The sequence below is a fragment of the Streptomyces monashensis genome, from assembly GCF_001866665.1.
GTDB classification, from domain to species: domain Bacteria; phylum Actinomycetota; class Actinomycetes; order Streptomycetales; family Streptomycetaceae; genus Streptomyces; species Streptomyces monashensis.
Window position 1 is genome coordinate 122,458 of the sequence record NZ_MLYO01000072.1, and the last position, 24,947, is coordinate 147,404.

The following is a 24,947-nucleotide window of genomic DNA, read 5'->3' on the forward strand; positions in this document are numbered from 1 at the left end:
TCAGCCCTGCTGGAAAAGCTCCGCCGGGAGCGGCTTCAGCAGGGCGTACAGGTCGTCGGTGATGGGGCGGTCCCAGGCGGCGATGGTCACGAGCACGCCGTCGCTGCGGTCGAACTGGACGCAGGAGATCCGGCCCTCGGAGAGCTTCAGCCGCCGCACGATGAGGAGGTTGTCGCCCTGGAGGACGGGGGTGTCCTCGGTGCCGACGACGGTGACGTCCTCGTCGTTGTCCAGCGCGAGCAGCAGCTGGCCCACCTCGAAGGGGATCTCGTCCTCGGCGACCTCGCGGGCCGGGGAGCCCTCGGGGAGGTTGCCGATGATCATGGCGGGGCCGCGGCCGCCGAAGAGGTCGTAGCGCAGGAAGACACCCTGGCAGGTGCCGTCGGGGGCGGGCAGCAGGCCCGCGCCGAGGTTGCCCGGCCAGTCGCCCGGGTCCATGGCCAGCACGTCGAAGTCGGGTCCGGCAGGAGTGGCGCTGCGGCGGCGGAGGAACGACATGCGGCCATGGTACGTGCCCGGGCCGCGGGGGGTGACCTGGGCACCGGGTGCCGCTCGGGAAGACCGCTGCCGGCCCCGGCGGCGCGGGGACCGCTCACTCCTGCGGCGGCCCCGGCGGTACGACCGCGATCGGGCTGGCCGCGTGGAGCAGGACGGCCTGGGTGACCGAGCCCATCATGCGCGCGGGCGCGAGCAGACGGCGGCGGTGGCGGCCGACCACCACCAGGTCGGCGTCCCTGGAGGCGGCGACGAGGTGGCCGGCCGCGTCGCCGGGCAGCGTCTCGGTGTCGACGCGGAGCTCGGGGTGCCGCCCGTGGTGCGGGGCGAGGAAGCCGTCGGCGAGCGTGCGGGTCTCGCTCTCGACGGCGTGCTGGTCGATCGCGGGCGGCACCAGCTGTCCGGGCGCGGTCCACGTCTGCACCGGCCACGGGTAGGCGGCGATCACCTGGACGCGGGCCGCGCGCAGGGCGGCCTCGGCGAAGGCGAACGCGAGGGTGCGGTCGTCGGGGCTGTCGACGTGCAGGCCCACGACCACGCGCGGCCCGGGTTCGGCCGGCCCCTCGCCGTGGACCTCCCGGCCGGGGCGGGGTACGACGACCACCGGGCACTCGGAGTCCCGCGCGGCGGCGAGGCCGTTGGAGCCGAGCAGCAGGCTGGCGAAGCCGCCGCGGCCCCGGGAGCCGAGGACCAACAGCTGGGCGTCGGTGCCGAGTTCGGGCAGTACGGCGCCCGGCACGCCTTCCAGGGCGACGTACTCCACGGTGGGTTCCCCGGCGCTGTCCGCGAGCCGGGCGCGGACCTCGTCGAGGACCGGGTCGCCCGCCGCGTCAGGCGGGCCGGCGACCAGCACGTCGGCCTGGCCCCAGGCGGCGTACTGCCGCACGTGCACCACCCGCAGCGGTGCCGCGCGGCGCCGGGCGGCGTCGACGGCCCAGTCCAGCGCGCGCAGGCTGTCGTCCGAACCGTCGACCGCGGCGATGACCGGCGCAGTGCTCATCGTTCCCACCTCCGGAACACGACCTTCCCCTTGTCGGGGCCAGCCTGACGCAGGGTCGGCCCCGGCGGGGCACTGCTGGTCGCGTGTCCGGAAATCCCGCCCGGAATGCCGCCGGGCGCGGCTCAGGTCAGGTCGAACTCCCCCTCGCGCGCGCCGGAGACGAAGGCGCCCCATTCGGCGGGCGTGAAGATCAGAGAGGGGCTCTCCGGACGACCGCTGTTGCGCATCGCGATGAAGCCCTCGACAAACGCGATCTGGACATCGCCCAGACCCCGGCTGCTGGACTGCCATTCGGCGCTGCTGAGGTCCAGGTCCGGCTTGTCCCAGCCCGCGAGCGGCTGCTGCTGGATGGTGGTCTCGGCCACGTCCGTGCTCCTCCCGGTTCGTCGTCCGCGGCTCAGCCTAGCGACCGGTCCCGACTGCCGACAGGCCACCTGGGAAGGACTTTGGCCCCTCGGCGGCCGGCCGGTCAGGCGCCGGGCGGCTCGGATCCCACGAGCCACATGGAGAAGAACTGCGAACCGCCGCCGTAGGCGTGGCCGAGGACCTTGCGGGCGCCGTCCACCTGGTGTTCCCCGGCCAGGCCGCGCACCTGGAGCGCGGCCTCGGCGAAGCGGAGCATGCCGGAGGCGCCGATGGGGTTGGTGGAGAGCACGCCGCCCGACATGTTGACGGGCAGGTCGCCGTCGAGTTCGGTCACCCCGGACTCGGTGAGCTTCCAGCCCCCGCCCTCCTCGGCGAAGCCGAGGTTCTCCAGCCACATGGGTTCGTACCAGGAGAACGGCACGTACATCTCGACGGCGTCGATGTCGCGGCGCGGGTCGGCGATGCCGGCCTGCCGGTAGACGTCGGCGGCGCAGTCCCGGCCGGCCCGTGGGGAGACGAAGTCCTTCCCGGCGAACAGGGTGGGTTCGCTGCGCATGGCGCCGCCGAGCAGCCAGGCGGGCGGGCGGGGCGCGCGGGCGGCTCCGGCGCGGTCGGTGAGGACCATGGCGCAGGCGCCGTCGGAGGAGGGGCAGGTCTCGGAGTAGCGGATGGGGTCCCACAGCATGGGGGCGCCCAGCACCTTCTCCAGCGTGATGCCGTGCTCGTGGAGGTGGGCGTAGGGGTTCTTCAGGGCGTTGCGCCGGTCCTTGTAGGCGACGAGGGCGCCGATGGTGTCCGGGGCGCCGCTGCGCCGCATGTACGCGCGCACGTGCGGGGCGAAGAAGCCGCCCGCCCCGGCGAGCAGGGGCTGCTGGAAGGGGATGGGCAGGGACAGGCCCCACATGGCGTTCGACTCGGACTGTTTTTCGAAGGCCAGGGTGAGCACGGTGCCGTGGACGCGGGCGGCGACCAGATTGGCGGCGACCAGTGCCGTCGACCCGCCGACCGAGCCGGCCGTGTGCACGCGCAGCATCGGCTTGCCCACGGCGCCCAGCGCGTCGGCGAGGTACAGCTCGGGCATCATCAGGCCCTCGAAGAAGTCGGGTGCCTTGCCGATGACGACGGCGTCGATGTCGTTCCAGGTCAACTCGGCGTCCCGCAGCGCGCGTTGTGCGGCCTCGCGGACGAGTCCCGCGATCGACACGTCGCGGCGGGCGGCGACGTGCCTGGTCTGGCCGACGCCTACGACGGCCACGGGCTCCTTGCTCATCGTGGATCCCCTTCGAGTACGGCGACCAGGTTCTGCTGGAGGCAGGGTCCGGAGGTGGCATGGGCGAGGGCGCGGTCACAGGCGCCGCGGTGGATGCGGGCTGCGGCCTCGCCGATGCGGACGAGTCCGGCGGCCATGACGGGGTTGGCGGCGAGCGCCCCGCCGGAGGGGTTGACGCACACGTCGTCGCCGAGGCGCAGCGCCCTGCGCAGGACCACTTCCTGGGCGCTGAACGGCGCGTGCAACTCCGCGGTGTCCACGGGCCGTTCGAAGGCGCCCGCCTTCTCGGCGGCGAGCCGCGTGGACGGCGAGTCGGTGAGGTCGCGCACGCCCAGCCCGTGGGCCTCGATGCGGTGGTCGATGCCCCGGATCCAGGCGGGCCGCGCGCACAGTTCGCGGGCCCGCTGCCCCGCCGCGAGGATCACGGCGGCGGCGCCGTCGCCGACGGGCGGGCAGTCGCCGGTGCGCAACGGCCGTACGACGTAGTCGCCCTGGGGTACCCGGCCGGTGAGCTGGGCGTGCGGGTTGGCGGCCGCGTCGGCCCGGCTGCGGGCGCCGACGGCCGCGAGCGCGGGCTCGTCGGTGTGGCCGGCGTCCATGAGGGCCTGCGCCTGGAGGGCGGCCAGGGCGACCGAGTCGGGCCACAGGGGGGCGACGTAGTACGGGTCCAGCTGCCGGGTCAGTACGTCGCGCACGGAGCCGGGTGAGGACTTGCCGTAGGAGTACACGAGCGCGGTGTCGGCGTCGCCGGTGAGCAGTTTGGTCCAGGCCTCGTACAGGGCCCAGGCGCCGTCCATCTCGACGTGCGACTCGGAGACGGGCGGCCAGGCGCCGACGCCGTCCAGGGCCATGGTGAAGGAGAAGGCGCGGCCGGCGAGGTAGTCGCTGGAGCCGGAGCAGGTGAAGCCGATGTCGGCGGTCCTCAGGCCGGTCTGCGCGAGCACCTCGTGCAGCACCGGCATGAGCATCTCGACCTCGGAGGACTCCTCGGTGGAGCGCCGGTGGTCGGTCTGGGCGAAGGCGACGACGGCGATGTCCCGGCCCGAGCGGGCTTCTTCGCTGGTCACAGCAGCTCCTTGTACGTCTCGTAGTCCGCGTCGGGCTCGCCGCTGGGCCGGTAGTGGTCGGGGTAGCGGGCGTCCTCGGTCCACACCGGCTCGACGCGCAGTCCCATGCGGACCTGGTCGTAGGGGATGCCGCCGATCCGGGCGTGCAGGGCGAGGTCGGCGCCGTCGAGGGCGATGTGCGCGTAGACGTAGGGGACCTCGATGTCGAGGTTCTTCGCCTTGATGTTGACGATGCAGAAGGTGGTCACGGTGCCGCGCGGCCCGACCTCGACGTGTTCGACCGTCGCCACACCGCAGGTGGGGCACGCGCCCCGGGGCGGGACGTACACCTTGCGGCAGGAGGGGCAGCGCTCGCCGACGGTCCGCCGGCCGGACAGGGCGTGGATGTAGTCGGACTGGGCGCGGCCGGGCGCGTAGGTGTAGTCGAGGCGGGCGGGAGTGACGATACCGGTGACCGGGTCGGTGAACTCGCCGCTGTGGCCCGCCGGTTGTACGGCCTCTCCGTCGTACGGCTCGAAGCAGGCGATGTCGGTGATGGCACCGGTGCGCTCTTGGGCCCAGCGGATACGCACCCGCATGCCGGTGCGCACGGCGTCGGGGCCGGGGGCGTCGAGGGCGTGCAGGAGGGCGGTGCCGGCGCCGTCGAGCCGGACGAGGACCCAGGCGAAGGGGGTGCCGAGGGGCTGGCCGCGGCGGGGTTCGTGGTTCCACGCCCAGGTGGTGACGGTTCCCGTCGGGGCTACCTCGACCAGGTCACGGATCTCCTCGGCGGTGACGGGGTCGTACTCGACGGGCGGGACGAGGACGCGTCCGTCGGCTGCCTTGACGCCGAGGACGACGCCTTCGCGCAGGCCGGTGAGGAAGGCGCTCTGCACGGGGCCGAGGGAGCGGGTGAAGGGGAACTCGACGACGAGGGGGGCTTTGAGGACTTCGGGCACGGTGACTCCTCGGGTCAGGCGCGCTTGTAGACGGGGGGCCGCTTCTCGGCGAAGGCGCGGGCGCCTTCCCTGGCGTCGGCGGTGTCGAAGACCGGCCAGCCGCGCGCGAGTTCGGCCGCGAGGCCGTCGGTCTCCGTCAGCTCGGCGGTCTCGTACACCGACGCCTTGACGGCCTCGACGGCGAGCGGGCCGCAGGCGTTGATCCGCTCGGCGGTCTCCAGTGCCGCCTCGAGGGCGGTGCCGTCGGGGACGACATGGCCGATCAGGCCGATGTCCGCGGCCTCCCGGGCGGTGTACGGCCGTCCGGTGAGCAGCATCTCCAGGGCGTGGGTGCGCGGGATCTGGCGCTGGAGCCGGACGGTGGAGCCGCCGATCGGGAACAGTCCGCGCCGGACCTCGAAGAGGCCGAAGGTCGCGGACGCGCCCGCGACCCGGATGTCGGTGCCCTGGAGGATCTCGGTGCCGCCCGCCACGCAGTACCCCTCGACGGCGGCGATCACCGGTTTGCGCGGGCGGTGATGGCGCAGCATCGCCTTCCAGTGCAGGTCGGGGTCGGCCTTGAGCCGGTCGCGGTAGTGCTCGCCCTGCATGCCGTTCCCGGCGAGGGCCTTCAGGTCCATGCCGGCGCAGAAGGAGCCGCCGGACCCGGTGAGCACGATCGAGCGTATGCCGTCGTCCGCGTCGGCCTCGATCCAGCCGTCGTACAGGCCGACGAGCATCGGAAGCGAGAGCGCGTTCCGGGCGTCGGGCCGGTTGAGTGTGAGCACCAGCGTGGCGCCCTCGCGCCGCACGGTGAGGTGTTCCGTCCCGCCCATGGGCCTTCTCCCCTCGGTGAGAACGAGAACAGGTTGCAGTAGCCGGGGAGGCACTTCAAGGGTTTTCTGACAGACAGTCAGATTTCTTGGCGCGGAGCCTTCACAGTTGCGCCGCCCTTTGCTCTGATGACCGGCGAAGCGACGGTCAGGAGGAGCGGTGGAGTACAACCTTGCTGATCTGTTCGAGTCGGTCGTCGACGTGGCCGGGGACCGCGAGGCGCTCGTGTACGTGGATCACCCCGGCACCGGCGCGGAGCGCCGGCTGACCTACGCGGAGCTGGACGCGGCCGCCAACCGCATCGCCCATCACCTGATCGACAGCGGGATCCGTCCCGGGGAGCATCTGGGCCTGCACCTCTACAACGGCGTCGAGTACCTGCAGACGGTGCTGGCCTGCCTGAAGGCACGCGTCGTCCCGGTCAACGTCAACTACCGCTATGTCGAAGACGAGTTGGTGTACCTCTACCGGGACGCCGACCTCGTCGCACTGGTCTTCGACGCGGAGTTCGCGGACCGGGTGGCGGGGGCGCTGCCACGGGCGCCGGGGCTGCGGCATCTGCTGTGCGTGGGGGCGGAGGCGGCCGGGGTGCCGGGCGCGGTGCCGTTCACACGGGCGGAGGCCGCAGGGTCGCCGCGACGCGGTTTTCCCGCGCGCTCCGGGGACGACCAGTTCGTCATCTACACCGGCGGCACGACCGGCATGCCCAAGGGTGTGATGTGGCGCCAGGAGGATCTGTTCTTCGCGGGGCTGGGCGGCGGGGCGCCGACCGGGGAGCCGGTGAAGTCGCCGGAGGAGCTGGCCGAGCGGGTCGCGGCCGGCGGCACCGGGATCACGTTCTTCCCCACTCCCCCGCTGATGCACGGCACCTCGACGCTGACGGCGTTCATCGGCTTCAACTTCGGCCAACGCGTCGTCCTGCACCGCAAGTTCGTGCCGGAGGAAGTGCTGCGGACGATCGAGCGGGAGAAGGTCACCAGCGTGTCGCTGGTCGGCGACGCCATGCTCCGGCCGCTGATCGACGCGCTCGGCGGCCCGTTGAAGGGCACCGACTGCTCGGCCCTGTTCAGCGTCTCCTCGTCCGGGGCGATCATGTCGGAGACGGTGCGCCGGCAGTTCCGGGAGCTGGTCCCGAACGCCATGCTGCTGAACAACTTCGGCTCCTCCGAGTCCGGCTTCAACGGCACGGCGACGGACGACTCCGGGCCCGAGCGGGGCTTCCGCATCCGGGTCAACACCCGTACCCGGGTGGTGGATCCGGCGACGCACGCGCCGGTCGCGGTGGGCGAGGTCGGCCGGGTCGCGCAGTGCGGCCATGTGCCGCTCGGCTACTACAACGACCCGCGCAAGACGGCGGAGACCTTCTTCGAGCAGGACGGACAGCGCTGGGTGCTGCTCGGCGACATGGCGACGGTGGACGCGGACGGCGTGGTGACCGTGCTCGGCCGGGGCTCGCAGTGCATCAACACCGGGGGCGAGAAGGTCTACCCCGAGGAGGTCGAGCAGGCGCTCAAGGCGCATCCGGACGTGTACGACGCGCTCGTCGCCGGGGTGCCGGACGCCACCTGGGGCAACCATGTGGCGGCCGTGGTGCAGCTGCGCGCGGGGGCGACGCTCCCCTCCCTGTCCGACATCCAGACCCACTGCCGGGCCCGGCTGGCCGGCTACAAGATCCCCCGCCAGCTGGTGATCACCGATTCCATCCGGCGCTCTCCGAGCGGCAAGGCCGACTACCGCTGGGCGCGGGAGGTGGCGGTGGCGGCGGACCGGCCCTGACCCCGGGGTGTCCCACCCCCGCCCGCGACACCGGAGGAATACCCTGTGTGCCCGATCGCCACCGTCCAGTTACTCATGGTGACAGTCGGTCGTAGGAGTTCCGCGCACGGAAGGGTCCTCAGGTGCCGCACCCCACGCCTCGTGCCGGGCTCGCGTGGTGCCGTCGGCACCCTCGGATCGGGCAGGGGGTGACCGTCGGCACGACCGGCCTCGCCGCCGTCCTGCTGCTGGTCTCGCTGCTGCTGCCGGACCGGCCCGACCTGCTCGCCCCCGCCGCGTTCCTGCGTCTTCCGGCCGAGGCCGTGCTGCTCGCCGCCCTGCTGCTCGTGCTGCCCGGCCGGGCCCGGCGGACCGGGGCGGCGGCCCTCGGTGTGCTGATCGGGCTGGTCACCGTGGTCAAGTGCCTCGACATCGGCTTCTACTCGGTGCTGTTCCGCCCCTTCGACCCGGTGCTGGACTGGGGACTGCTCGGCAACGCGGCGGACTATCTGCGCGAGACGTCCGGGCGGTCCGCCGAGCTGGCCGCGATCGCCGGTGCCGTGCTGCTCACGGTCGCGGTCCTCGTCCTGACGACGGGCGCCACGCTGCGGCTGACCACCCTGCTGGCCCGGCACCGAGCCCGGTCCGTCCGCGGCACCCTGGTGCTCGGCACCGCGTGGTTCACCTGCGTCCTGTTCGGGCTGCACAGCGCGGGCCAGCCCGTCGCCGCCACTCTGGACGCCGACATCCTCGGCGACCGCGCCCAGCAGGTCCGCGCCTCGCTCGCCGACGCCCGGCTCTTCCGCCGCCAGGCCGCCGTCGACGCCTTCGCCCACACCCCGCCGGACCGGCTGCTCACGGGCCTGCGCGGCAAGGACGTGCTGTTCACCTTCGTCGAGAGCTACGGCCGTTCGGCGATCGAGGACCCCGCGATGGCGCCGCAGATCGACGCGGTCCTCAAGGAGAGCTCGGCAGGCCTCGCGGCGGCCGGCTTCGGTGCGCGCAGCGGCTGGCTGCGCTCACCGGTGACCGGCGGCGGCAGCTGGCTCGCCCACGCGACCTTCCTGTCCGGCCTGTGGATCAGCAACCAGCAGCGCTTCCGCAGCCTCACCTCCAGCGACCGCACCACCCTCACCGGCGCCTTCCGCAAGACCGGCGCCTGGCGCACGGTCGGCATCGTGCCGGGTGTGCTGACGGCCTGGCCCGAGGGCCGGTTCTTCGGCCTGGACCACGTCCACGACGGCCGCCATCTCGCCTACCGCGGCCCGGACTTCGGCTGGTCGCAGGTGCCGGACCAGTTCGCCCTGGAGACCTTCCGGCGCACCGAGCTCGCCCGGCGCGGCCGCGGCCCGCTGATGGCGGAGATCGTCCTCACCTCCAGCCACTACCCCTGGGCGCCCCTCCCGCGCCTGGTCGACTGGCAGGACCTGGGCGACGGCTCGGTCTTCCGGCCGGTCAGGCGCGCGGGCCGGTCCCAGGAGGAGGTCTGGCGGACCCCGGAGAACGTGCGCACCGCGTACCGCACCTCGATCGCGTACGCGCTGCGCTGTCTCGTCCAGTTCCTCCGGCGCTACGGCGACGCGAACACCGTCCTGGTCTTCCTCGGCGACCACCAGCCCGTGCCGACGGTCACCGGGAACAGCCCCCGCAAGGACGTGCCGGTCACGATCGTCGCCCGCGATCCCAGGGTGCTGGACCGGATCTCCGGCTGGGGCTGGACGGAGGGGCTGAAGCCCGCCGCGAACGCCCCCGTCTGGCCGATGGACGGCTTCCGCGACCGCTTCCTGACCGCGTACGGGCCCCGGCTCAGCGGTCGAGGAATGCCTCCAGCACGGTCAGGAACTCCTCCGGGCGGGTCTCATGGACCAGATGCCCCGCGTCGAGGGTGACGAGCCGGGCATCCGGGATCAGGTCGGCGAGCTGTGCGACCTGCGCCTGCGGGACGAGGCTGGTGGGGCCGCCCCCGATGACCAGCGTGGGCATGGTGATCCGGGCCATGTGGTCCCGCCATACGGGATCGGGGGCGTTGCGCTGCTCGTCGGCGGCCCGCACCATCGCCCAGTCGAACGGCAGCTCCCCCTCGGGCCGCGGGGTGGGCGGCCGGGGCGGGTCGAGCGGCACCGGTGCGCAGACGTCCTCCAGCACCAGGCGTCGTACGACTCCGGGGTGGCGCTGTGCCAGCAGACACGCGACGTGACCGCCCAGCGAGTGGCCCACCACGTCCGCGTGCTCGACTCCGAGGGCCGCCAGCAGGGCCCGCACGTCGTCGGACATGGCCTCCCAGGTGTACTGCCCCGGCCAGTCGCTGCGTCCGTGGCCGCGCAGGTCCGGGGCGTACACGCGGCGCGGAGCCGGCGGGGCCGCGAGGCGTTGGGCGACGCGCGTCCAGTCGGCGCCGTCCGCGCCCCGACAGTGCAGCAGCAGGACGGGCGGCGCATCGGGCAGGGCGTCGGGTGGGCCCTAGGCCCGGCAGGCCAGGGTGATGCCGTTCGCCTCGACGGTGAGCAACTCGGCGGGCTGCGGCGCGGCGGGGAACGGCTCGGCGGTTTCCATACCCGGCACGCTAGCCGGGCGGGCAGGGCCCGGGCCGCCTACTCTGCCGAGGGCAGAGCGGAGCCCCCGGACCCGTCGAGGAAGGCGAGCAGCCGGCCGGTGAACCACTCCGGATCGTCCAGCCAGGGGTAGTGACCGGCGCCGGGCTGGACGCTGAACTCGGCCTTCGGGAAGGCCCCGGCGGCTCGGCGGGCGAGGTCGGGACGGGGGCCGCCGTCGAGTTCTCCGGCGAGCACGAGGACCGGTGCGGTCAGGTGGGCGAGGGCGGCCCGGGTCACGTCGGGGGTGAAGGCGCCGTCACCGGAGTACCGCTCGCACGCGTCGTCGTTGGTCTGCTCCGGCTCGGCGTCCGCGTGCGCCCGGGCGGCGTCGTCCCAGCGGCCGTAGAAGAACGGCAGGAACACGTCGTCGAAGTCCGCCTCGCCCGCCAGCCAGGCCCGGAACGCGGGGAAGGCCTGCGCGAACCACGGCTCGGCCGCGCGCAGTCCGGCCACGGCCAGCCGGTCCTCGGGCGTCGTCCGCAGGCCGAGCGCGGACGGGTTGGGGGTGATCAGCAGCAGCCGTCCGACCCGGTGCGGGTGGCGGGCCGCGTAGAGCATGGCCAGGGCGGCGCCCGCCGAGTGGGCGAGCAGATCCATGCGCTCCAGCCCCAGGTCGGCGCGCCACGCCTCCACGTCCTCGACCATGCGGTCGCAGCGGTACGTCGCCGGGTCCGCCGGGGCGGCCGAGTCCCCGGTGCCGCGCAGGTCGAGCAGGGCGAGCCGGCGGTGTGCGGTCAGCCCGCCGAGGTCACCGAGGTAGGCGGAGGCGCGCATGGGGCCGCCGGGCAGCACGACGAGGGGCTCGCCCGCGCCCCGCAGGTGATAGGAGAGCCGGGTGCCATCGGTCGCGGTGAAGGTCGGCATGGGTGTGATCATCCAGGTCCGCTGCGGCGGGGCGCAACGTCTTTGCGCGGGGGACGCCGCCACCGGGCGGCGAGGCCGCGGAGCGGACCGGACGCGCTCCGGTGGCCCCGGAAAGTCCGCGCCCCCTCTTGCCTCACGCCGCATGACCTGAATTACTGGCCCCGAACAGGTCGACCGAACGATCGGTCGCCCGGAATGTACGGTCGGCAAGGGAGACGTCCCGATGACGGACACGACGGATCTGCTCGACGCGGGCGAACGGCTCGGGCTCGACGAGCTGCGGGCCCTGCAGCTGGAGCGGCTGCGCTCCACCCTGCGGCACGCCTACGACCACGTGCCGTTCTACCGGGACTCCTTCGACAAGGCCGGCGTCCACCCCGAGGACTGCCGTTCGCTCACGGACCTCGCCCGCTTCCCGTTCACGGCCAAGGCGGACCTCAGGGAGCACTACCCGTACGGCATGTTCGCCGTGCCCCGGGAGCGGATCCGCCGGCTGCACGCCTCCAGCGGCACCACGGGCCTGCCCACGGTGGTCGGCTACACGGACAACGACCTCTCCATGTGGGCCGACATGGTGGCGCGTTCGCTCCGCGCCGCCGGCGCGCGGCCCGGCGACGTCGTGCACGTGGCGTACGGCTACGGGCTCTTCACGGGCGGCCTGGGCGCGCACTACGGCGCGGAGCGCCTCGGCTGTACGGTCGTGCCGGCCTCCGGCGGGATGACGGCCCGGCAGGTGCAGCTCATCCGGGACCTGGAACCGGCCGTGATCATGGTGACCCCCTCCTACATGCTGACGCTGCTGGACGAGTTCGAGCGGCAGGGCGTGGACCCGCGCACCACCTCGCTGCGGGTCGGCGTCTTCGGGGCCGAGCCCTGGACCGAGCAGATGCGGCGCGAGATCGAGGAACGCTTCGCGATCGACGCCGTCGACATCTACGGTCTGTCGGAGGTGATCGGCCCCGGTGTGGCGCAGGAGTGCGTGGCGACCAAGGACGGGCTGACCGTGTGGGAGGACCACTTCTATCCGGAGGTGGTCGACCCGGTCACGGGCGAGGTGCTGCCGGACGGGGAGCGCGGCGAGTTGGTGTTCACCTCGCTGACGAAGGAGGCCATGCCGATCGTCCGGTACCGGACCCGGGACCTGACCCGGCTGCTGCCCGGCACGGCGCGGGTGTTCCGCCGGATGGAGAAGGTCACCGGGCGCAGCGACGACATGGTGATCCTGCGCGGGGTGAACCTGTTCCCGACCCAGATCGAGGAGATCGTGCTCCGCACGCCGGGGGTGGCGCCGCACTTCCAGCTCCGGCTGACCCGGGAGGGCCGCCTGGACCGGCTGACCGTCCGCGCCGAGGCCCGCCCGGACGCGCCGGAGCAGACCCGGGAGACGGCGGCCCGGTCGATCGTCGCGGCCGTGAAGGACGGCATCGGGGTGTCGGTCGACGTGGAGATCGTGGATCCGGAGTCGCTGGAGCGGTCGGTGGGCAAGATCCGCCGGATCGTGGACCTGCGGCCGCGGGACGCGGGGTGACCGGCTCCGGCTTCCACCGGGGCAGTCGTATCGACGCACCTCGAAACGTCGGCATCGCTCTGCACTCCGGAGCCATGACCGACACGGACAGCGCCTCCACCCCGGACGCGGACCTGGTCAACGCGCTGCGGGCGCTGTCCAACCCGATGCGGCTGCAGATGCTGCGCTGGCTGCGCGAGCCCGAGCGGCACTTCCCGACGGACCGGGCCATCGCCGACCCGGCCGAGGTGGGCGTGTGCGTGAGCCACATCCAGGAGAAGGCCGGGCTGGCCCAGTCGACGGTGTCGGCCTACCTGGCCGAGCTCCGGCGCGCGGGCCTGGTCCGGGCCACCCGGGTGGGCAAGTGGACCCACTACAAGCGGGACGAGCGGCGCATCGCCGACCTGGTCAGCGAGCTGGGCCACGCCCTGTAGCCACGGACGCCCGTCAGGCCTCGCGCGCACCGCCCCTTCGCGCGTTCATATCGAGAATCTGCGATATTCAGATCAGTCGATCACGCCTCATCGTGCCGGCGCTGTGGGTGCCCGAGCTGCTCGGCCGGGAGGCGCTCACGCACGCCGGTTTTCTGCCGGCATCCAGCCGTCGGCTGAGCGTGGTCAACGGCATCGCCCGGATCTGGCCCCGCCGCGCCCGCTCGACGTACGGTGCCGCGCTGCTGCTCGCCGACGCCTACCCGGGCCGGCACGTGCTCGGCCTGGGCTTCGGCGGCGAGCCCCGGCCCGGGGTGAAGCCGCTCGCGGTCATGGCCGCATACCTGGACCGGCTCGACGAGTCGGCCGCCGCGGACCCGGCCGCGCTCCCCAACCCGCGCCCCGCCGCCCCGCCGCGGCGGCTGCTGGCGGCGTACGGCCCGAAGATGCCGGAGCCGGCCCGCGACCGCGCCGACGGCGCCCAGACGTACCATGTGAACGTGGCCCACACGGCGCAGGCGCGGGAGATCCTCGGGCCGGACGCCTTCCTCGCCGTCGAGCACGCGGTCCTCCTCGAGACCGACCCGGTCCGAGCCCGCGCCGCCGCCCGCGCACATCTGCGCGGCTACCTCGAAACCCCGTACAGCATCGCCACGTTCCGCCGCCTCGACTGCACCGACGACGACCTCCCCGCCGGCGGCAGACCGCTTCGTGGACGACCTGGTGTTCTGGGGCGACCCGCACGCGATCACCCGAAAGCTCCACGGACAGGTGACGGCGGGCGCCGACCACGTCGCCGTCCAGGTGATCGGCGTCGAGCCGGGCGCGTCGGCCCTGCCCCAGTGGCGGCTGCCGGCCGAGGCGCTGCTGCCGACGCCGGCTCGGGCGCCCACCGATGTCAGCGGCCGAAGCGGTCCCGCAGTTCGCGCTTGAGGATCTTCCCGCTGGCGTTGCGGGGCAGTTCGGACACGAACACGATGCGCTTGGGGGCCTTGAAGGCGGTGAGCTTCTCCTTGACATGGGTGATGAGCTGGTCCTCCGTCACCTCGCCGCGCGGGACGACGACGGCGGTGACGGCCTCGATCCAGCGGTCGTCCGGGAGACCGATCACCGCGGTCTCGGCGACGGCCTCGTGGGTGTAGAGAGCGTCCTCGACCTGGCGTGAAGCGACCAGTACACCACCGGAGTTGATGACGTCCTTCACCCGGTCCACGATCGTGAAGTAGCCGTCGGCGTCGCGGACCGCGAGGTCGCCGGAGTGGAACCAGCCGTCGCGGAAGGCCTCGGCGGTCTCGTCGGGCTTGTCCCAGTAGCCCTCGCACAACTGCGGGGAGCGGTAGACGATCTCGCCGGGGGTGCCGTCGGGCACGTCCGCGCCCCGGTCGTCCACCACGCGCGCCTCCACGAAGAGCACGGTGCGGCCGCAGGAGTCCAGGCGGCCCTCGTGCTCGTCGGGGGCGAGCACCGTGGCCAGCGGGCCGATCTCGCTCTGCCCGAAGCAGTTGTAGAAGGCCAGCCCGGGCAGGCGTGCGCGCAGACGCTCCAGCACCGGGACGGGCATGATCGAGGCACCGTAGTAGGCCTTGCGCAGACCGTCGAGGTCGCGGGTGGCGAAGTCGGGCCGGCCCGCGAGCGCGATCCACACCGTGGGCGGCGCGAACAGGCTGTCCGCGCGGCCCGCTTCGATCAGGTCGAACAGGCGGTCCCCGGCGGGCGAGTCCAGGATGACGTTGGTCGCGCCGACCGCCAGGTACGGCAGCAGGAACACGTGCATCTGCGCCGAGTGGTAGAGGGGAAGTGCGTGCACCGGGCGGTCGCCCGCGCTCAGGTCCAGGGCGGCGATGGCACTCAAGTACTCGTGCACGAGCGCCCGGTGGGTCATCATCGCGCCCTTGGGCAGGGCCGTCGTGCCGGAGGTGTAGAGCAGCTGCACCAGGTCCTCGGTGCGGGGCCCCTGGCCGTCGTACGGCGCCGCCTGCGCCTGGCGGGCCAGGAGCGAGTCCCCGTCGTCCCGGAGCGGCAGCAGTCGTACGCCGTGCGGGAGTCGGTCCGCCAGGTCCGGGTCGGCGAGCACGAGGGCGCTGCCGGACTGGGTGAGGAGGTACGCCAGGTCGTCGCCGGTGAGGTTCTGGTTGACCGGCACATGGACCAGCCCGGCCCGGGCGCAGGCGAGGAAGGCGATCAGATAGGCGTCGGAGTTGTGGCCGTAGGCGGCGACCCGGTCGCCGGGCGCGAGTCCCTGCGCGCGCAGTACCGAGGCCGCGCGGGAGACGGCGTCGTCCAGTTCCTCGTACGTCCACCGTCGCTCGCCGTACTCCAGCGCGAGGCGCGCCGGGGTGCGCCGGGCGCTGCGCCGCAGCACCCCGTCAACCGTGCTGCCGTGTCCCTGCGTCATGACTCATGATCCTCGGTCCGTCACCGGGGCAGGTCAAGCACCGGGGAGGGTCACACCCCCCGGTGGCCTCAACAGCTCGTTCCCTCAATGATGTTGGGAGGCACCATTGCGCAGCCACCTGAGACGGCTGGCCGTCGCCGCCGTCGCCCTGTTCACCGCCTCGTCCGCACTGCCCGCCGCCGCGGCCGCGCGGCCGGGCCACCAGGAACATCCCGCGCACGGCGGACTGTCCGCCGTCATCCGCTACACCGAGTACGGCATTCCGCACATCGTCGCCGGGAACTACGCGGACCTCGGCTTCGGCACCGGCTGGGCGCAGGCCGCCGACCAGGTGTGCACACTGGCCGACGGCTTCGTGACCGTGCGCGGCGAACGCTCGCGCTTCTTCGGCCCGGCCGCGACGACCGACCAGTCGCTGTCGTCGGCCTCCAGCAACCTGTCCAGCGACCTGTACTTCCGCGGGGTGCAACAGGCCGGGACGGTACGGAAGTTGATGGCCGCACCGGCGCCGCTGGGCCCGAGCGCGGACGTGCGGGACCTGATGCGGGGCTTCGCCGCCGGTTACGACGCCTGGCTGCGGCAGAACCGGATCGACGATCCCGCGTGCCGGGGCGCCGCCTGGGTGCGGCCGGTCACGACACTGGACGTGGCCGCCCGCTTCTACGCCCTCGCCGTGCTCGGCGGCCAGGGCGGCGCCGTGGACGACATCACCGGCGCGCGGCCGCCCACCGGCGCCACCGCCCACGCACCCGGCGCCGACGCCCAGGCGCTGGTCAAGGCAGTTCGGGCCCGGACCGCCGACGCGGACATGGGCTCGAACGCGGTCGCCTTCAGCGGTGCCACGACGGCGAACGGCCGCGGCCTGCTGCTGGGCAACCCGCACTACCCGTGGCAGGGCGGACGCCGGTTCTGGCAGTCGCAGCAGACGATCCCGGGCGAGCTGAACGTCGCCGGCGGCTCACTGCTCGGCTCGCCGACCGTCTCCATCGGCTACAACGCGCACGTGGCGTGGAGCCACACCGTGGCCACGGGTGTCCCCTACAACCTGACCCGGCTGACCCTGGCCCCGTCCGACCCCACCGTCTACCTGGTGGACGGCGAACCGGAGCGGATGACCAGGCGGACCGTGACGGTGGCCGTCGAGCACGGCGCCCCGGTCACCCGGACCCAGTGGTGGACGCGCTACGGCCCGGTCGTCGCCGACAGCGGGCACGGCGGGCCGCCGCTGCCCTGGACCACCACGACGGCCTACGCGCTCAGCGACCCGAACGCCGCGAACATGCGGTTCGCGGACACCTCCCTCGGCTTCGGCAGAGCGCGCTCGACGGCGGACGTCCTCGCGTCCCTCGACCGGCACCAGGGACTGCCGTGGGTGAACACCATCGCCGCGGACTCCTCGGGCCACAGCCTCTACACCCAGTCGCAGGTGCCGCCCCGGATCACCGACGAGCTGGCGGCGCGGTGCTCGACCGACCTCGGCAGGGTCACCTACCCGCAGGCGGGTCTCGCGGTGCTCGACGGCTCCCGCGGCGACTGCGCGCCCGGCAACGACCCCGACGCCGTCCAGCCCGGCACCTTCGGGCCCGCCCGGATGCCCACGCTCAAGGACGCCCCGTACGCCGAGAACTCCAACAACAGCGCCTGGCTGGCCAACGCCGACCGGCCGCTGACCGGGTACGAGCGGATCTTCGGCGACGTCGGGACCGCGCGCTCACCGCGCACCCGCGGCGCGATCGAGCAGGTGGCGGCGCTGGCGAAGCGGGGCGGGCTGACCGTCCGGGACCTGCAGAACCAGGAGTTCACGAACCGGTCGCCCGTCGGAGACCTGGCCGCGGCCGATGCGGCCCGGGCCTGTGCCGCGCTGCCCGGCGGCACCGCGACGGCGAGCGACGGCACGAAGGCCGACGTCGGCGCGGCCTGTCCGGTGCTCGGCGCCTGGGACCGGACCATGAACACCGGCAGCCGGGGTGCCCTGCTGTTCGACCGGTTCTGGCGCAGGCTGACGGCCGCGGTGCCCGCCGACCTGCTGTGGACGGTGCCGTTCTCGGCGGCGGACCCGGTGTACACCCCGAACACCCTGAACACCGGCGCGCCCGCCTTCGCCACCGCCCTCGCGGACACGGTGCGGGAGCTGCGGACGGCGGGCATCGCCCTCGACTCCCCGCTCGGGGAGCACCAGTTCGTGGTGCGCGACGGAGCGCGCATCCCCGTCCCCGGCGGCTCGGAGCGGCTCGGCGTGTGGAACAAGGTCGAGGGGGTGTGGAACGCGGCGCGGGGCGGCTACCCGGAGGTGACGACGGGCTCCAGCCACATCCAGGCCGTCGGCTGGGACGGCAGCGGGTGCCCGGTGGCCCGTACGCTGCTGACGTACTCCCAGTCCTCGAACCCGAACTCCCCCCACTTCGGCGACCAGACCCGGCTGTTCTCCGGTGAGAAGTGGGTGACGGCCCGGTTCTGCGAGCGGGACGTCCTGTCCTCGCCCGCGCTCCGGGTGGTCCGCGTGAGCGAACACTGACCGTGCGGTCCCGCCCCGGGAACGTCTCGGGGCGGGACCGCACCGCTGTCACACCGGGCGGGTACGGCCCTCCCAGTACGGGTCCCGCAGCCGCCTCTTGTAGAGCTTGCCGTTGGGGTCGCGGGGCATCTCGGCGATGAAGTCGACGCTCTTGGGCCGCTTGTAGCCGGCGAGCCGCTCGGCGCAGTGGTCGAGAAGGGCGGCGGCGAGCGCCGGGCCGGGCTCGTGGCCCGGGGCCGGTTCGACCACGGCCTTGACCTCCTCGCCCCAGTCGTCGTGCGGGATGCCGAAGGCGGCGGCGTCGGCGACGGCCGGGTGCGCGAGGAGCGCGGACTCGATCTCGGCCGGGTAGATGTTGACCCCGCCGGAGATGATCATGTCGATCTTGCGGTCGCGGAGGAAGAGGTAGCCGTCCTCGTCGAGGACGCCCAGGTCGCCCACCGTGAAGAAGTCACCGATGCGGTTCTTGCGGGTCTTGGCCTCGTCCTTGTGGTACGCGAAGCCGCCGGTGCTCATCTTCATGTAGACGGTGCCGAGTCGGCCGGGCGGCAGCCGCTCGCCGTCGTCGTCGAAGACCGCGAGTTCGCTGATCGGCCAGGCCTTGCCGACCGTGCCGGGCTTCTTCAGCCAGTCCTCGGCGGTGGCGAAGGCACCCCCGCCCTCGCTGGCGGCGTAGTACTCCTCCACGCAGTGCCCCCACCAGTCGATCATGGCCCGCTTGACGTGGTCGGGGCAGGGGGCGGCGCCGTGGATGGCGTGCCGCATGGACGAGACGTCGTAGCGGGCCCGCACCGCGTCGGGGAGGGCCAGCAGCCGGTGGAACTGGGTCGGGACCATGTGGGTGTGCGTGCACCGGTGGGCGTCGATGACGCGGAGCATCTCCTGCGGGGTCCACTTGTCCATCAGGACCAGCCGGTGCCCGATGTGCAGCGACGCGCCCGCGAACTGGAGGACGGCCGTGTGGTACAGCGGCGAGCAGACCAGATGGACGTTGTCGTCGAACGGCCGGATGCCGAAGATGCCGAGGAATCCGCCCAGGTAGGCCTCCTCGGGCGCCTTTCCCGACAGCGGGCGGCGGATGCCGCGCGGGCGTCCCGTCGTACCGGAGGTGTAGTTCATGACCCAGCCGAGCTCACGGTCGGCGGGCGCCGACGTCGGCTGCCCGTCCAGGAGCCCGGCGTACGGCCGGAAGCCCTCGATCGCGCCGACCGCGTACCGGTGGGTCGGCGGCAGGCCCGCCTCGTCGGCCGCGGCGCGTGCCGCGTCGGCGAACCGCTCGTGGGCGACGAGCACCTTCGCCCCGGAGTCGGCGACGATCCAGGCGATCTCGGGGCCGACGAGGTGGTGGTTGACCGGGACCAGATAGAGGCCGGCCTGGGTGGCGGCCAGGTGGGCGGTGAAGAACTCGACGCCGTTGGGCAGGACGACGGCGAAGGCGTCGCCGCGCTCCAGGCCCGCCGCGCGCAGGCCGTGGACCAGCTGGTTGGCCGCGGCGTGCAGGCGTCCGGCGGTCCACTCCTCGCCGTCGGGTGCGATCAGCGCCGTGCGGTCGGGGTCGTGCGCGACCTGGGCCCAGAATCCGGCGGGGGGTGTGCCGGATCCCGCGGGGGGTGTGCTGGTCACCGGGCGCTCCTTCCGGCGATGCGGTTGATGCGGTCCACGGCCCGCTCGAAGCCGCGGGTGAGGTCGTCGAAGACGGCCTGGACGCTGCGTTCGCTGTTCATCCGGCCGACGATCTGGCCGACGGGCGTGCCCAGCAGCGGCTCGACCTCGTACTTCTGGATCCGGGAGACCGCCTCGGCCACCAGCAGCCCCTGGAGTGGCATGGGAAGGGTGCCGGGACCGGCCGGGTCGTCCCAGGCGTCGGTCCACTCGGTGCGCAGCTGGCGCGCGGGCTTGCCCGTCAGGGCGCGGGAACGGACGGTGTCCCCGGACCCGGCGGCGAGCAGTTTGCGGGTCAGCGCGGGGGCGTGCAGATCGGCTTCCGTGGTGGTCAGCCAGACGGAGCCCAGCCACACGCCCTGGGCGCCGAGCGCGAGGGCGGCCGCCACCTGCTGTCCGCTGCCGATGCCGCCGGCGGCCAGGACGGGCAGCGGGCCGACGGCTTCCACGATCTCGGGGGTGAGCACCATGGTGGCGATCTCGCCGGTGTGGCCGCCGGCCTCGTATCCCTGGGCGACGACGACGTCGATGCCCGCCTCCCGGTGTTTGCGGGCGTGCCGGGCGCTGCCGGCGAGTGCGGCGACCAGGACGTCCCGTTCGTGGGCGCGGGCGACGACGTCGGCGGGCGGGGAGCCGAGGGCGTTGGCGAGCAGTCTGATCGGATAGTCGAAGGCGACGTCGAGCTGAGTGCGGGCGACCTGCTCCATCCAGCCGGTGATGCGCCACCCGGAGGCCTCGCCCTCGGCCAGCTCCGGCACCCCGTGCCCCGCGAGGGTGTCCCGCACGAACTGCCGGTGCCCCTCGGGGATCATCGCCTCGACGTCCGCCTCGGAGACGCCCTCCACCTTCTTCGCGGGCATCACCACGTCCAGCCCGTACGGCCGGTCGCCGACGTGTGCCTCGATCCAGTCGAGGTCGCGCTTGAGGTCGTCGGGGGCGGTGTAGCGAACCGCGCCGAGCACGCCGAAGCCGCCGGCCCGGCTGATGGCCGCGGCGACGGCAGGGAACGGCGTGAAGCCGAAGACGGCGTGCTCGACTCCCAGTCTGTTGCTCAGCTCCGTCTGCATGGGCGCAGGATGCCGCAGCCGGCGTGCCGACGGAAGAGCTTTTCTGACGTTCCGTCAGATTCTTTTGACTGCCCGGCGGTTACGGGGCGGTGGCCTCCAGCACCGCCATGGCCGCGTTGTGCCCCGGCACCCCGCTCACGCCTCCCCCGCGCACCGCGCCCGCGCCGCACAGCAGGACGTTCGCGTGTCCCGTCTCCACACCCCAACGGCCCGTGCCCTCCTGGGCGTAGGGCCAGGACAGGGCGCGGTGGAAGATGTTGCCGCCAGGCAGACCGAGGTCCCGTTCCAGGTCGAGCGGGGTCTTCGCCTCGATGCAGGGACGGCCGTCGGCGTCGGTGGCCAGACAGTCGGCCAGCGGCTCGGCGAGGTGGGCGTCGAGCTGGGCGAGGGTGGACTTCAGCAGTTCCTCGCGTACGGCGTCGTTGTCCTGGTCGAAGAGCCGGGCGGGGGTGTGCAGGCCGAACAGGGTGAGCGTCTGGTAGCCGCGCTCGGCGAGTTCGGGGCCGAGGATCGAGGGGTCGGTCAGCGAGTGGCAGTAGATCTCCGAGGGCGGCGCGGCGGGGAGTTCACCGGCGGCGGCCTGGTCGTGGGCGGCGGCGAGCTGCCGGTAGCCCTCGGCGACGTGGAAGGTGCCGGCGAAGGCCTCGCGCGGGTCGGTGTCCGGGTCGCGCAGCTTCGGCAGCCGGGTGAGCAGCATGTTGACCTTGAGCTGGGCGCCCTCGGCGGGTTCGGGCGCCACGTCCCCCGTGAGCGTGGCGAGTTCCCGCGGGGAGGCGTTCACGAGGACGTGGCGGGCGGCGGCCACGCCCTCGCCGTCGGCGGTGCGGTAGGTGACCTCGGCGTGCCCGCCGTCGGTGGCGATGCGCACCGCCTCGTGCCCGGTGCGCAGTTCGGCGCCCGCCGAGCGGGCCGCGGCGGCCAGCGCGTCGGTGAGGGCGCCCATGCCGCCCACCGGCACGTCCCAGGCACCGGTGCCGCCGCCGATGACGTGGTAGAGGAAACAGCGGTTCTGCACGAGGGACGGGTCGTGGGCGTCGGCGAAGGTGCCGATCAGGGCGTCGGTGAGGACCACGCCTCGCACCAGGTCGTCGGCGAAGTCCTCCTCGACGGCGACGCCGATCGGCTCCTCGAACAGGGTGCGCCAGGCGGTCTCGTCGTCGACGCGGCGGCGCAGTTCGTCCCGGGTGGGCAGGGGCTCGGTGAGGGTCGGGAAGACGCGCTCGGCGACGCGGCCGGTCATGCCGTAGAAGCGCTGCCAGGCCGCGTACTCGCGCTCGCCGCCGGTCAGCCGGGCGAAGGCCGCCCGTGTGCGCTCCTCCCCGCCGCCGACGAGGAGTCCGGTCGGCCGTCCGTCGCGTTCGACGGGAGTGTACGAGGAGATGGTGCGGGAGCGGACGCGGAAGTCGAGGCCGAGATCGCGCACGATCTTCTGCGGCAGCAGGCTGACCAGGTAGGAGTAGCGCGACAGCCGGGCGTCGACGCCGGTGAAGGCGCGGGTGGACACGGCGGCGCCGCCGGTGTGGCCGAGCCGTTCCAGCACCAGGACGGTGCGGCCCGCCCGGGCCAGGTAGGCGGCGGCGACCAGGCCGTTGTGTCCGCCGCCCACGATGACGGCGTCGTAGGTGCGGGTTCCCTCGGTGGCAGGCATGGTCCTTCGTAACACGCACTGATCCACGACGACCAGAGGCACGCTCCGACGAGGCCCGGCACCGCCGGTGTGGCACGCAGGGGGCGGGCACCGGCGATGCGGCTGTGCCGGGCGGGGACCACGGGGGCCAGGCGCCCCGGTGGCCGAACGTCGCCTACGCCCAGGCGCCGTGGGAGGCGGGCAGGGTAGGGAGCTGGGCGCCAGGGGCGGCCGGACGCGGTAGGGCGCCGGGCACCGTGGAAGGCGGACACGGCAGGAAGAGGTCCGACCGGGTCAGGCACCGCGGGCGACCAGGCACGGTCGGGGGTGCGTACGGCCGGGCCCCGGGCGCCACCGGAGGCCGAGCGCCGTCGAAGATCAAACACCACCAGAAGCCACGCACTCCCGGAGAGACAGCCACCGCCGAATGCCAGGAGCCCCGGGGAGCGGGCGCCGCCAGGGCTCGGGCGAGCGCGGGGAGCCGGCGCGGCCGGAGGCAGCTGGCGGCGAAGGTCAAGCGCCGCCGGGCGCCGGGCGTTGGCGGACCACTGCGACCCGGCGGTACAGCTCGCCGGCCTCGGTGCCCCGGCCGAGGCGCTCCAGACAGTGGGCCTCGTCGTTGCGGCTGGCGAGGGTGTCGGGGTGGTCGGGGCCGAGGACGCGCTCGCGGGCGGCGGCGACCCGGTGGTACTCGGCGAGTGCCTCGCCCCACCGGCCCAGCCAGCCCAGGGCGACCGCGACCTCCCGGTGGCTGACGAGCGCGTCCGGGTGGGCGGGCCCGAGGGCCTGTTCGCGCACCAGGCACACGTCACGGGCCTCGGCCAGTGCCTCCTCCCAGCGGCCCAGCCGGCCGAGGTTGACCCCGAGTCCGTGCCGGGCCCGCAGGGTGTCGGGGTGGTCCGGCCCCAGGACGCGGGTGCGGTCCTCGATCAGGTCGCGGTACAGCCGCAGGGCATCCGCGCTGCGGCCCAGTCGGCCGAGGCTGAGAGCGGTCTCGTAGCGGGCGGCGAGGGTGTCGGCGTGGTCCGGACCGAGTACCCGTGCCCGTGCCGCGGCTACCTCTCGGTACAGCCCGAGAGCCTCGCCCCAGCGCCCCAACTGTCCCTGTGCGTAGGCGACTTCGCAGTGTGAGACGAGGGTGTCCGGATGGTCCGCGCCGAGCACGCGCGCCCGTGCCGCGGCCACGTCGAGGGCCGTGCGCAGCGCGTCGTCCAGGCGGCCCAGCCGGCCGAGGGTGCACGCGAGATTGTGCCCGCAGCGCAGCGTGTCCGGGTGGTCGGGGCCCATGCACCGCACCCGGGCGGCCAGCACCGCGGCGTACACCTGATGGGCCTCGAAGTGGCGGCCCAGCCGGCCGAGCACGTAGGCGGTCTCCTGGCGGGCGGCGAGCGTGTCGGGGTGGCCGGCGCCGAGGACACGCGCTCTCGCCTCGGCGATGTCCGTGTAGGCCGCCAGCGCCTCGGTGAAGCGGCCGCCGCGGACGAGGCGCTCAGCGGGGAGGGTCGTGAGGGACCGCCGGTCGACCGCGGGACCGTCGAGGGCGTCGGGGCGGCCGGGGCCGGTTGCGCCCACGTGGCGACCGTCGCCCGCCGGACACGGCCCCGCACTCCTTCGGCCGGCCTCCGGCGCGCCGCCGACCCGGACCGGGGCCCTCCCTTCCCTGATCCGGCGGACCAACTCCCCCGCGTCGTACGGCCGTTCCTCCGGCCGTTTGGCGAGCAGGTCGAGGATGATCCCCTCCAGGTGGGCGGGCAGTTCGGGGCGCAGTTCACGCAGTGGCCGCGGCGGCGTGTCACGGTGGCCGATGAGGACCGCCCAGGCGTCCGCCAGGTCGAACGGCGGCGCCCCGGTGGCGATTTCGTACAGAACGCAGCCCAGCGAGTACAGGTCGCTGCGCCGGTCCACCTCGCCGCCGCCGATCTGTTCCGGAGACATGTAGTGCGGGGTGCCCAGGGCGACGCCGGTGCCGGTCAGCCGGGCCGTGACGCCGATGTCCTGGCCGAGGCGGGCGATGCCGAAGTCACAGATCTTCACGGTGCCGTCGGCCAGCCGCACGATGTTCGCGGGCTTCAGGTCCCGGTGCACGATGCCGCGTTGATGGGTGTAGGCGAGGGCGGCGGCGATCTGGTCGGCGATGTCCGCCACGTCGTCCACGGGCAGCGGATGTCCCTTGTTCTCCTCCAGCATGCGGCTCAGGTCGCGGCCGTCCAGCAACTCCATCACCAGGTACGGCATGCCGTCGCACTCGCCGAAGTCGTGGACGACGGTCACCCCACGGTGCGTGAGCGCGGCGGCCACCCGGGCCTCGCGGCGGAACCGCTCCCGCAGCACGCCGGCGAGGGCCGGGTCGTGGTAAGGCCCCAGCGGTTTGAGGCACTTCACCGCGACCTGCCGGCCCAGGGACTCGTCCCGGGCCCGCCACACCTCACCCATCCCGCCCCGCCCGAGCAGTTCGAGCAGCCGGTACCGGCCCTGAACGAGCCTGTTCTCCCCCATAGCGATCCGCCGCCCCGTCGCCGTCCGCCCCCGCCCCCGGAGACCGGCCCGGACCGCATCCGGCCGCACCGCGCCGACCCGACCC

Annotated in this window: 21 protein-coding genes; 6 read left to right on the forward strand and 15 right to left on the reverse strand. The window is 73.6% G+C overall.

What is annotated here, in order from left to right; translation table 11 throughout:
• From BIV23_RS36700 to BIV23_RS36730, 7 genes are all read right to left on the reverse strand, one after another.
• Entirely contained in the window at positions 1 to 498 is a 498-nt protein-coding gene (locus BIV23_RS36700) for a hypothetical protein (protein WP_071376215.1), read from the reverse strand.
• Between the two features lie 94 nt (positions 499 to 592).
• Positions 593 to 1,495, reverse strand: a complete 903-nt coding sequence (locus tag BIV23_RS36705) for a universal stress protein (protein WP_071385296.1) — start codon at positions 1,493 to 1,495, stop codon at positions 593 to 595.
• Positions 1,496 to 1,617: 122 nt separating this feature from the next.
• Positions 1,618 to 1,860 (reverse strand): DUF397 domain-containing protein, encoded by a 243-nt coding sequence (locus BIV23_RS36710; protein ID WP_071385297.1) that lies wholly within the window; start codon positions 1,858 to 1,860, stop codon positions 1,618 to 1,620.
• Positions 1,861 to 1,964: 104 nt separating this feature from the next.
• Entirely contained in the window at positions 1,965 to 3,131 is a 1,167-nt protein-coding gene (locus BIV23_RS36715) for a thiolase domain-containing protein (RefSeq protein WP_071385298.1), read from the reverse strand.
• Positions 3,128 to 4,198, reverse strand: coding sequence for a thiolase domain-containing protein (locus BIV23_RS36720; RefSeq protein WP_071385299.1), 1,071 nt, complete (start codon positions 4,196 to 4,198; stop codon positions 3,128 to 3,130). The genes BIV23_RS36715 and BIV23_RS36720 overlap by 4 nt, the downstream gene beginning before the upstream one ends.
• Positions 4,195 to 5,136 (reverse strand): Zn-ribbon domain-containing OB-fold protein, encoded by a 942-nt coding sequence (locus tag BIV23_RS36725; protein WP_071385300.1) that lies wholly within the window; start codon positions 5,134 to 5,136, stop codon positions 4,195 to 4,197. Before BIV23_RS36725 ends, BIV23_RS36720 begins: the two co-directional genes overlap by 4 nt.
• Positions 5,137 to 5,150: 14 nt before the next feature.
• A complete protein-coding gene (locus BIV23_RS36730; RefSeq protein WP_071385301.1) occupies positions 5,151 to 5,951 on the reverse strand; it encodes a crotonase/enoyl-CoA hydratase family protein in 801 nt (266 codons plus the stop codon).
• A gap of 157 nt (positions 5,952 to 6,108) precedes the next feature.
• Here BIV23_RS36730 and BIV23_RS36735 point away from each other — a divergent pair, with 157 nt between their 5' ends.
• Both BIV23_RS36735 and BIV23_RS36740 read left to right on the forward strand, forming a co-directional pair.
• The gene (locus tag BIV23_RS36735) at positions 6,109 to 7,725 is read left to right on the forward strand and encodes an acyl-CoA synthetase (protein ID WP_071385302.1); all 1,617 of its coding nucleotides are present in this window, start codon (positions 6,109 to 6,111) and stop codon (positions 7,723 to 7,725) included.
• Positions 7,726 to 7,913: 188 nt separating this feature from the next.
• Positions 7,914 to 9,593 carry an alkaline phosphatase family protein gene (locus BIV23_RS36740; RefSeq protein ID WP_071385303.1) on the forward strand — a complete coding sequence of 560 codons (1,680 nt, stop codon included), beginning with the start codon at positions 7,914 to 7,916 and terminating at the stop codon, positions 9,591 to 9,593.
• On the opposite strand, the gene BIV23_RS36745 is transcribed toward BIV23_RS36740, so the two are convergent.
• Both BIV23_RS36745 and BIV23_RS36750 read right to left on the reverse strand, forming a co-directional pair.
• Positions 9,511 to 10,149 (reverse strand): alpha/beta fold hydrolase, encoded by a 639-nt coding sequence (locus BIV23_RS36745; RefSeq protein WP_342746402.1) that lies wholly within the window; start codon positions 10,147 to 10,149, stop codon positions 9,511 to 9,513. The two genes, BIV23_RS36740 and BIV23_RS36745, sit on opposite strands and share 83 nt — an antisense overlap.
• Positions 10,150 to 10,295: 146 nt before the next feature.
• Positions 10,296 to 11,162 carry an alpha/beta fold hydrolase gene (locus tag BIV23_RS36750; RefSeq protein ID WP_177240162.1) on the reverse strand — a complete coding sequence of 289 codons (867 nt, stop codon included), beginning with the start codon at positions 11,160 to 11,162 and terminating at the stop codon, positions 10,296 to 10,298.
• A 223-nt stretch (positions 11,163 to 11,385) separates the two neighbouring features.
• Here BIV23_RS36750 and paaK point away from each other — a divergent pair, with 223 nt between their 5' ends.
• Complete coding sequence (gene paaK / locus BIV23_RS36755; RefSeq protein ID WP_071385305.1) at positions 11,386 to 12,690, forward strand: phenylacetate--CoA ligase PaaK; 1,305 nt, start codon at positions 11,386 to 11,388, stop codon at positions 12,688 to 12,690.
• A 74-nt stretch (positions 12,691 to 12,764) separates the two neighbouring features.
• A complete protein-coding gene (locus BIV23_RS36760) occupies positions 12,765 to 13,103 on the forward strand; it encodes an ArsR/SmtB family transcription factor (protein ID WP_071385386.1) in 339 nt (112 codons plus the stop codon).
• A gap of 80 nt (positions 13,104 to 13,183) precedes the next feature.
• On the opposite strand, the gene BIV23_RS50805 is transcribed toward BIV23_RS36760, so the two are convergent.
• Positions 13,184 to 13,663, reverse strand: a complete 480-nt coding sequence (locus tag BIV23_RS50805) for a hypothetical protein (protein ID WP_177240163.1) — start codon at positions 13,661 to 13,663, stop codon at positions 13,184 to 13,186.
• Positions 13,664 to 13,811: 148 nt separating this feature from the next.
• Here BIV23_RS50805 and BIV23_RS50810 point away from each other — a divergent pair, with 148 nt between their 5' ends.
• Complete coding sequence (locus tag BIV23_RS50810) at positions 13,812 to 14,033, forward strand: hypothetical protein (RefSeq protein WP_071385307.1); 222 nt, start codon at positions 13,812 to 13,814, stop codon at positions 14,031 to 14,033.
• Here BIV23_RS50810 and BIV23_RS36775 read toward each other — a convergent pair.
• Positions 13,999 to 15,495, reverse strand: coding sequence for an acyl-CoA synthetase (locus BIV23_RS36775; protein WP_071385308.1), 1,497 nt, complete (start codon positions 15,493 to 15,495; stop codon positions 13,999 to 14,001). The two genes, BIV23_RS50810 and BIV23_RS36775, sit on opposite strands and share 35 nt — an antisense overlap.
• A gap of 106 nt (positions 15,496 to 15,601) precedes the next feature.
• Here BIV23_RS36775 and BIV23_RS36780 point away from each other — a divergent pair, with 106 nt between their 5' ends.
• Positions 15,602 to 18,010, forward strand: a complete 2,409-nt coding sequence (locus BIV23_RS36780) for a penicillin acylase family protein (RefSeq protein ID WP_071385309.1) — start codon at positions 15,602 to 15,604, stop codon at positions 18,008 to 18,010.
• 48 nt (positions 18,011 to 18,058) lie between these two features.
• Here BIV23_RS36780 and BIV23_RS36785 read toward each other — a convergent pair whose 3' ends face one another.
• The 4 genes from BIV23_RS36785 to BIV23_RS36800 all read right to left on the reverse strand — a co-directional run bounded on the left by BIV23_RS36785 (position 18,059) and on the right by BIV23_RS36800 (position 24,862).
• Positions 18,059 to 19,633 carry an acyl-CoA synthetase gene (locus BIV23_RS36785; protein WP_071385310.1) on the reverse strand — a complete coding sequence of 525 codons (1,575 nt, stop codon included), beginning with the start codon at positions 19,631 to 19,633 and terminating at the stop codon, positions 18,059 to 18,061.
• Positions 19,630 to 20,739, reverse strand: a complete 1,110-nt coding sequence (locus BIV23_RS36790) for an NAD(P)H-dependent flavin oxidoreductase (RefSeq protein ID WP_071385311.1) — start codon at positions 20,737 to 20,739, stop codon at positions 19,630 to 19,632. The genes BIV23_RS36785 and BIV23_RS36790 overlap by 4 nt, the downstream gene beginning before the upstream one ends.
• Before the next feature lie 79 nt (positions 20,740 to 20,818).
• The gene (locus BIV23_RS36795) at positions 20,819 to 22,387 is read right to left on the reverse strand and encodes a phytoene desaturase family protein (RefSeq protein WP_071385312.1); all 1,569 of its coding nucleotides are present in this window, start codon (positions 22,385 to 22,387) and stop codon (positions 20,819 to 20,821) included.
• Between the two features lie 492 nt (positions 22,388 to 22,879).
• Positions 22,880 to 24,862 carry a serine/threonine-protein kinase gene (locus BIV23_RS36800; RefSeq protein ID WP_071385313.1) on the reverse strand — a complete coding sequence of 661 codons (1,983 nt, stop codon included), beginning with the start codon at positions 24,860 to 24,862 and terminating at the stop codon, positions 22,880 to 22,882.
• Positions 24,863 to 24,947: the final 85 nt, after the last annotated feature.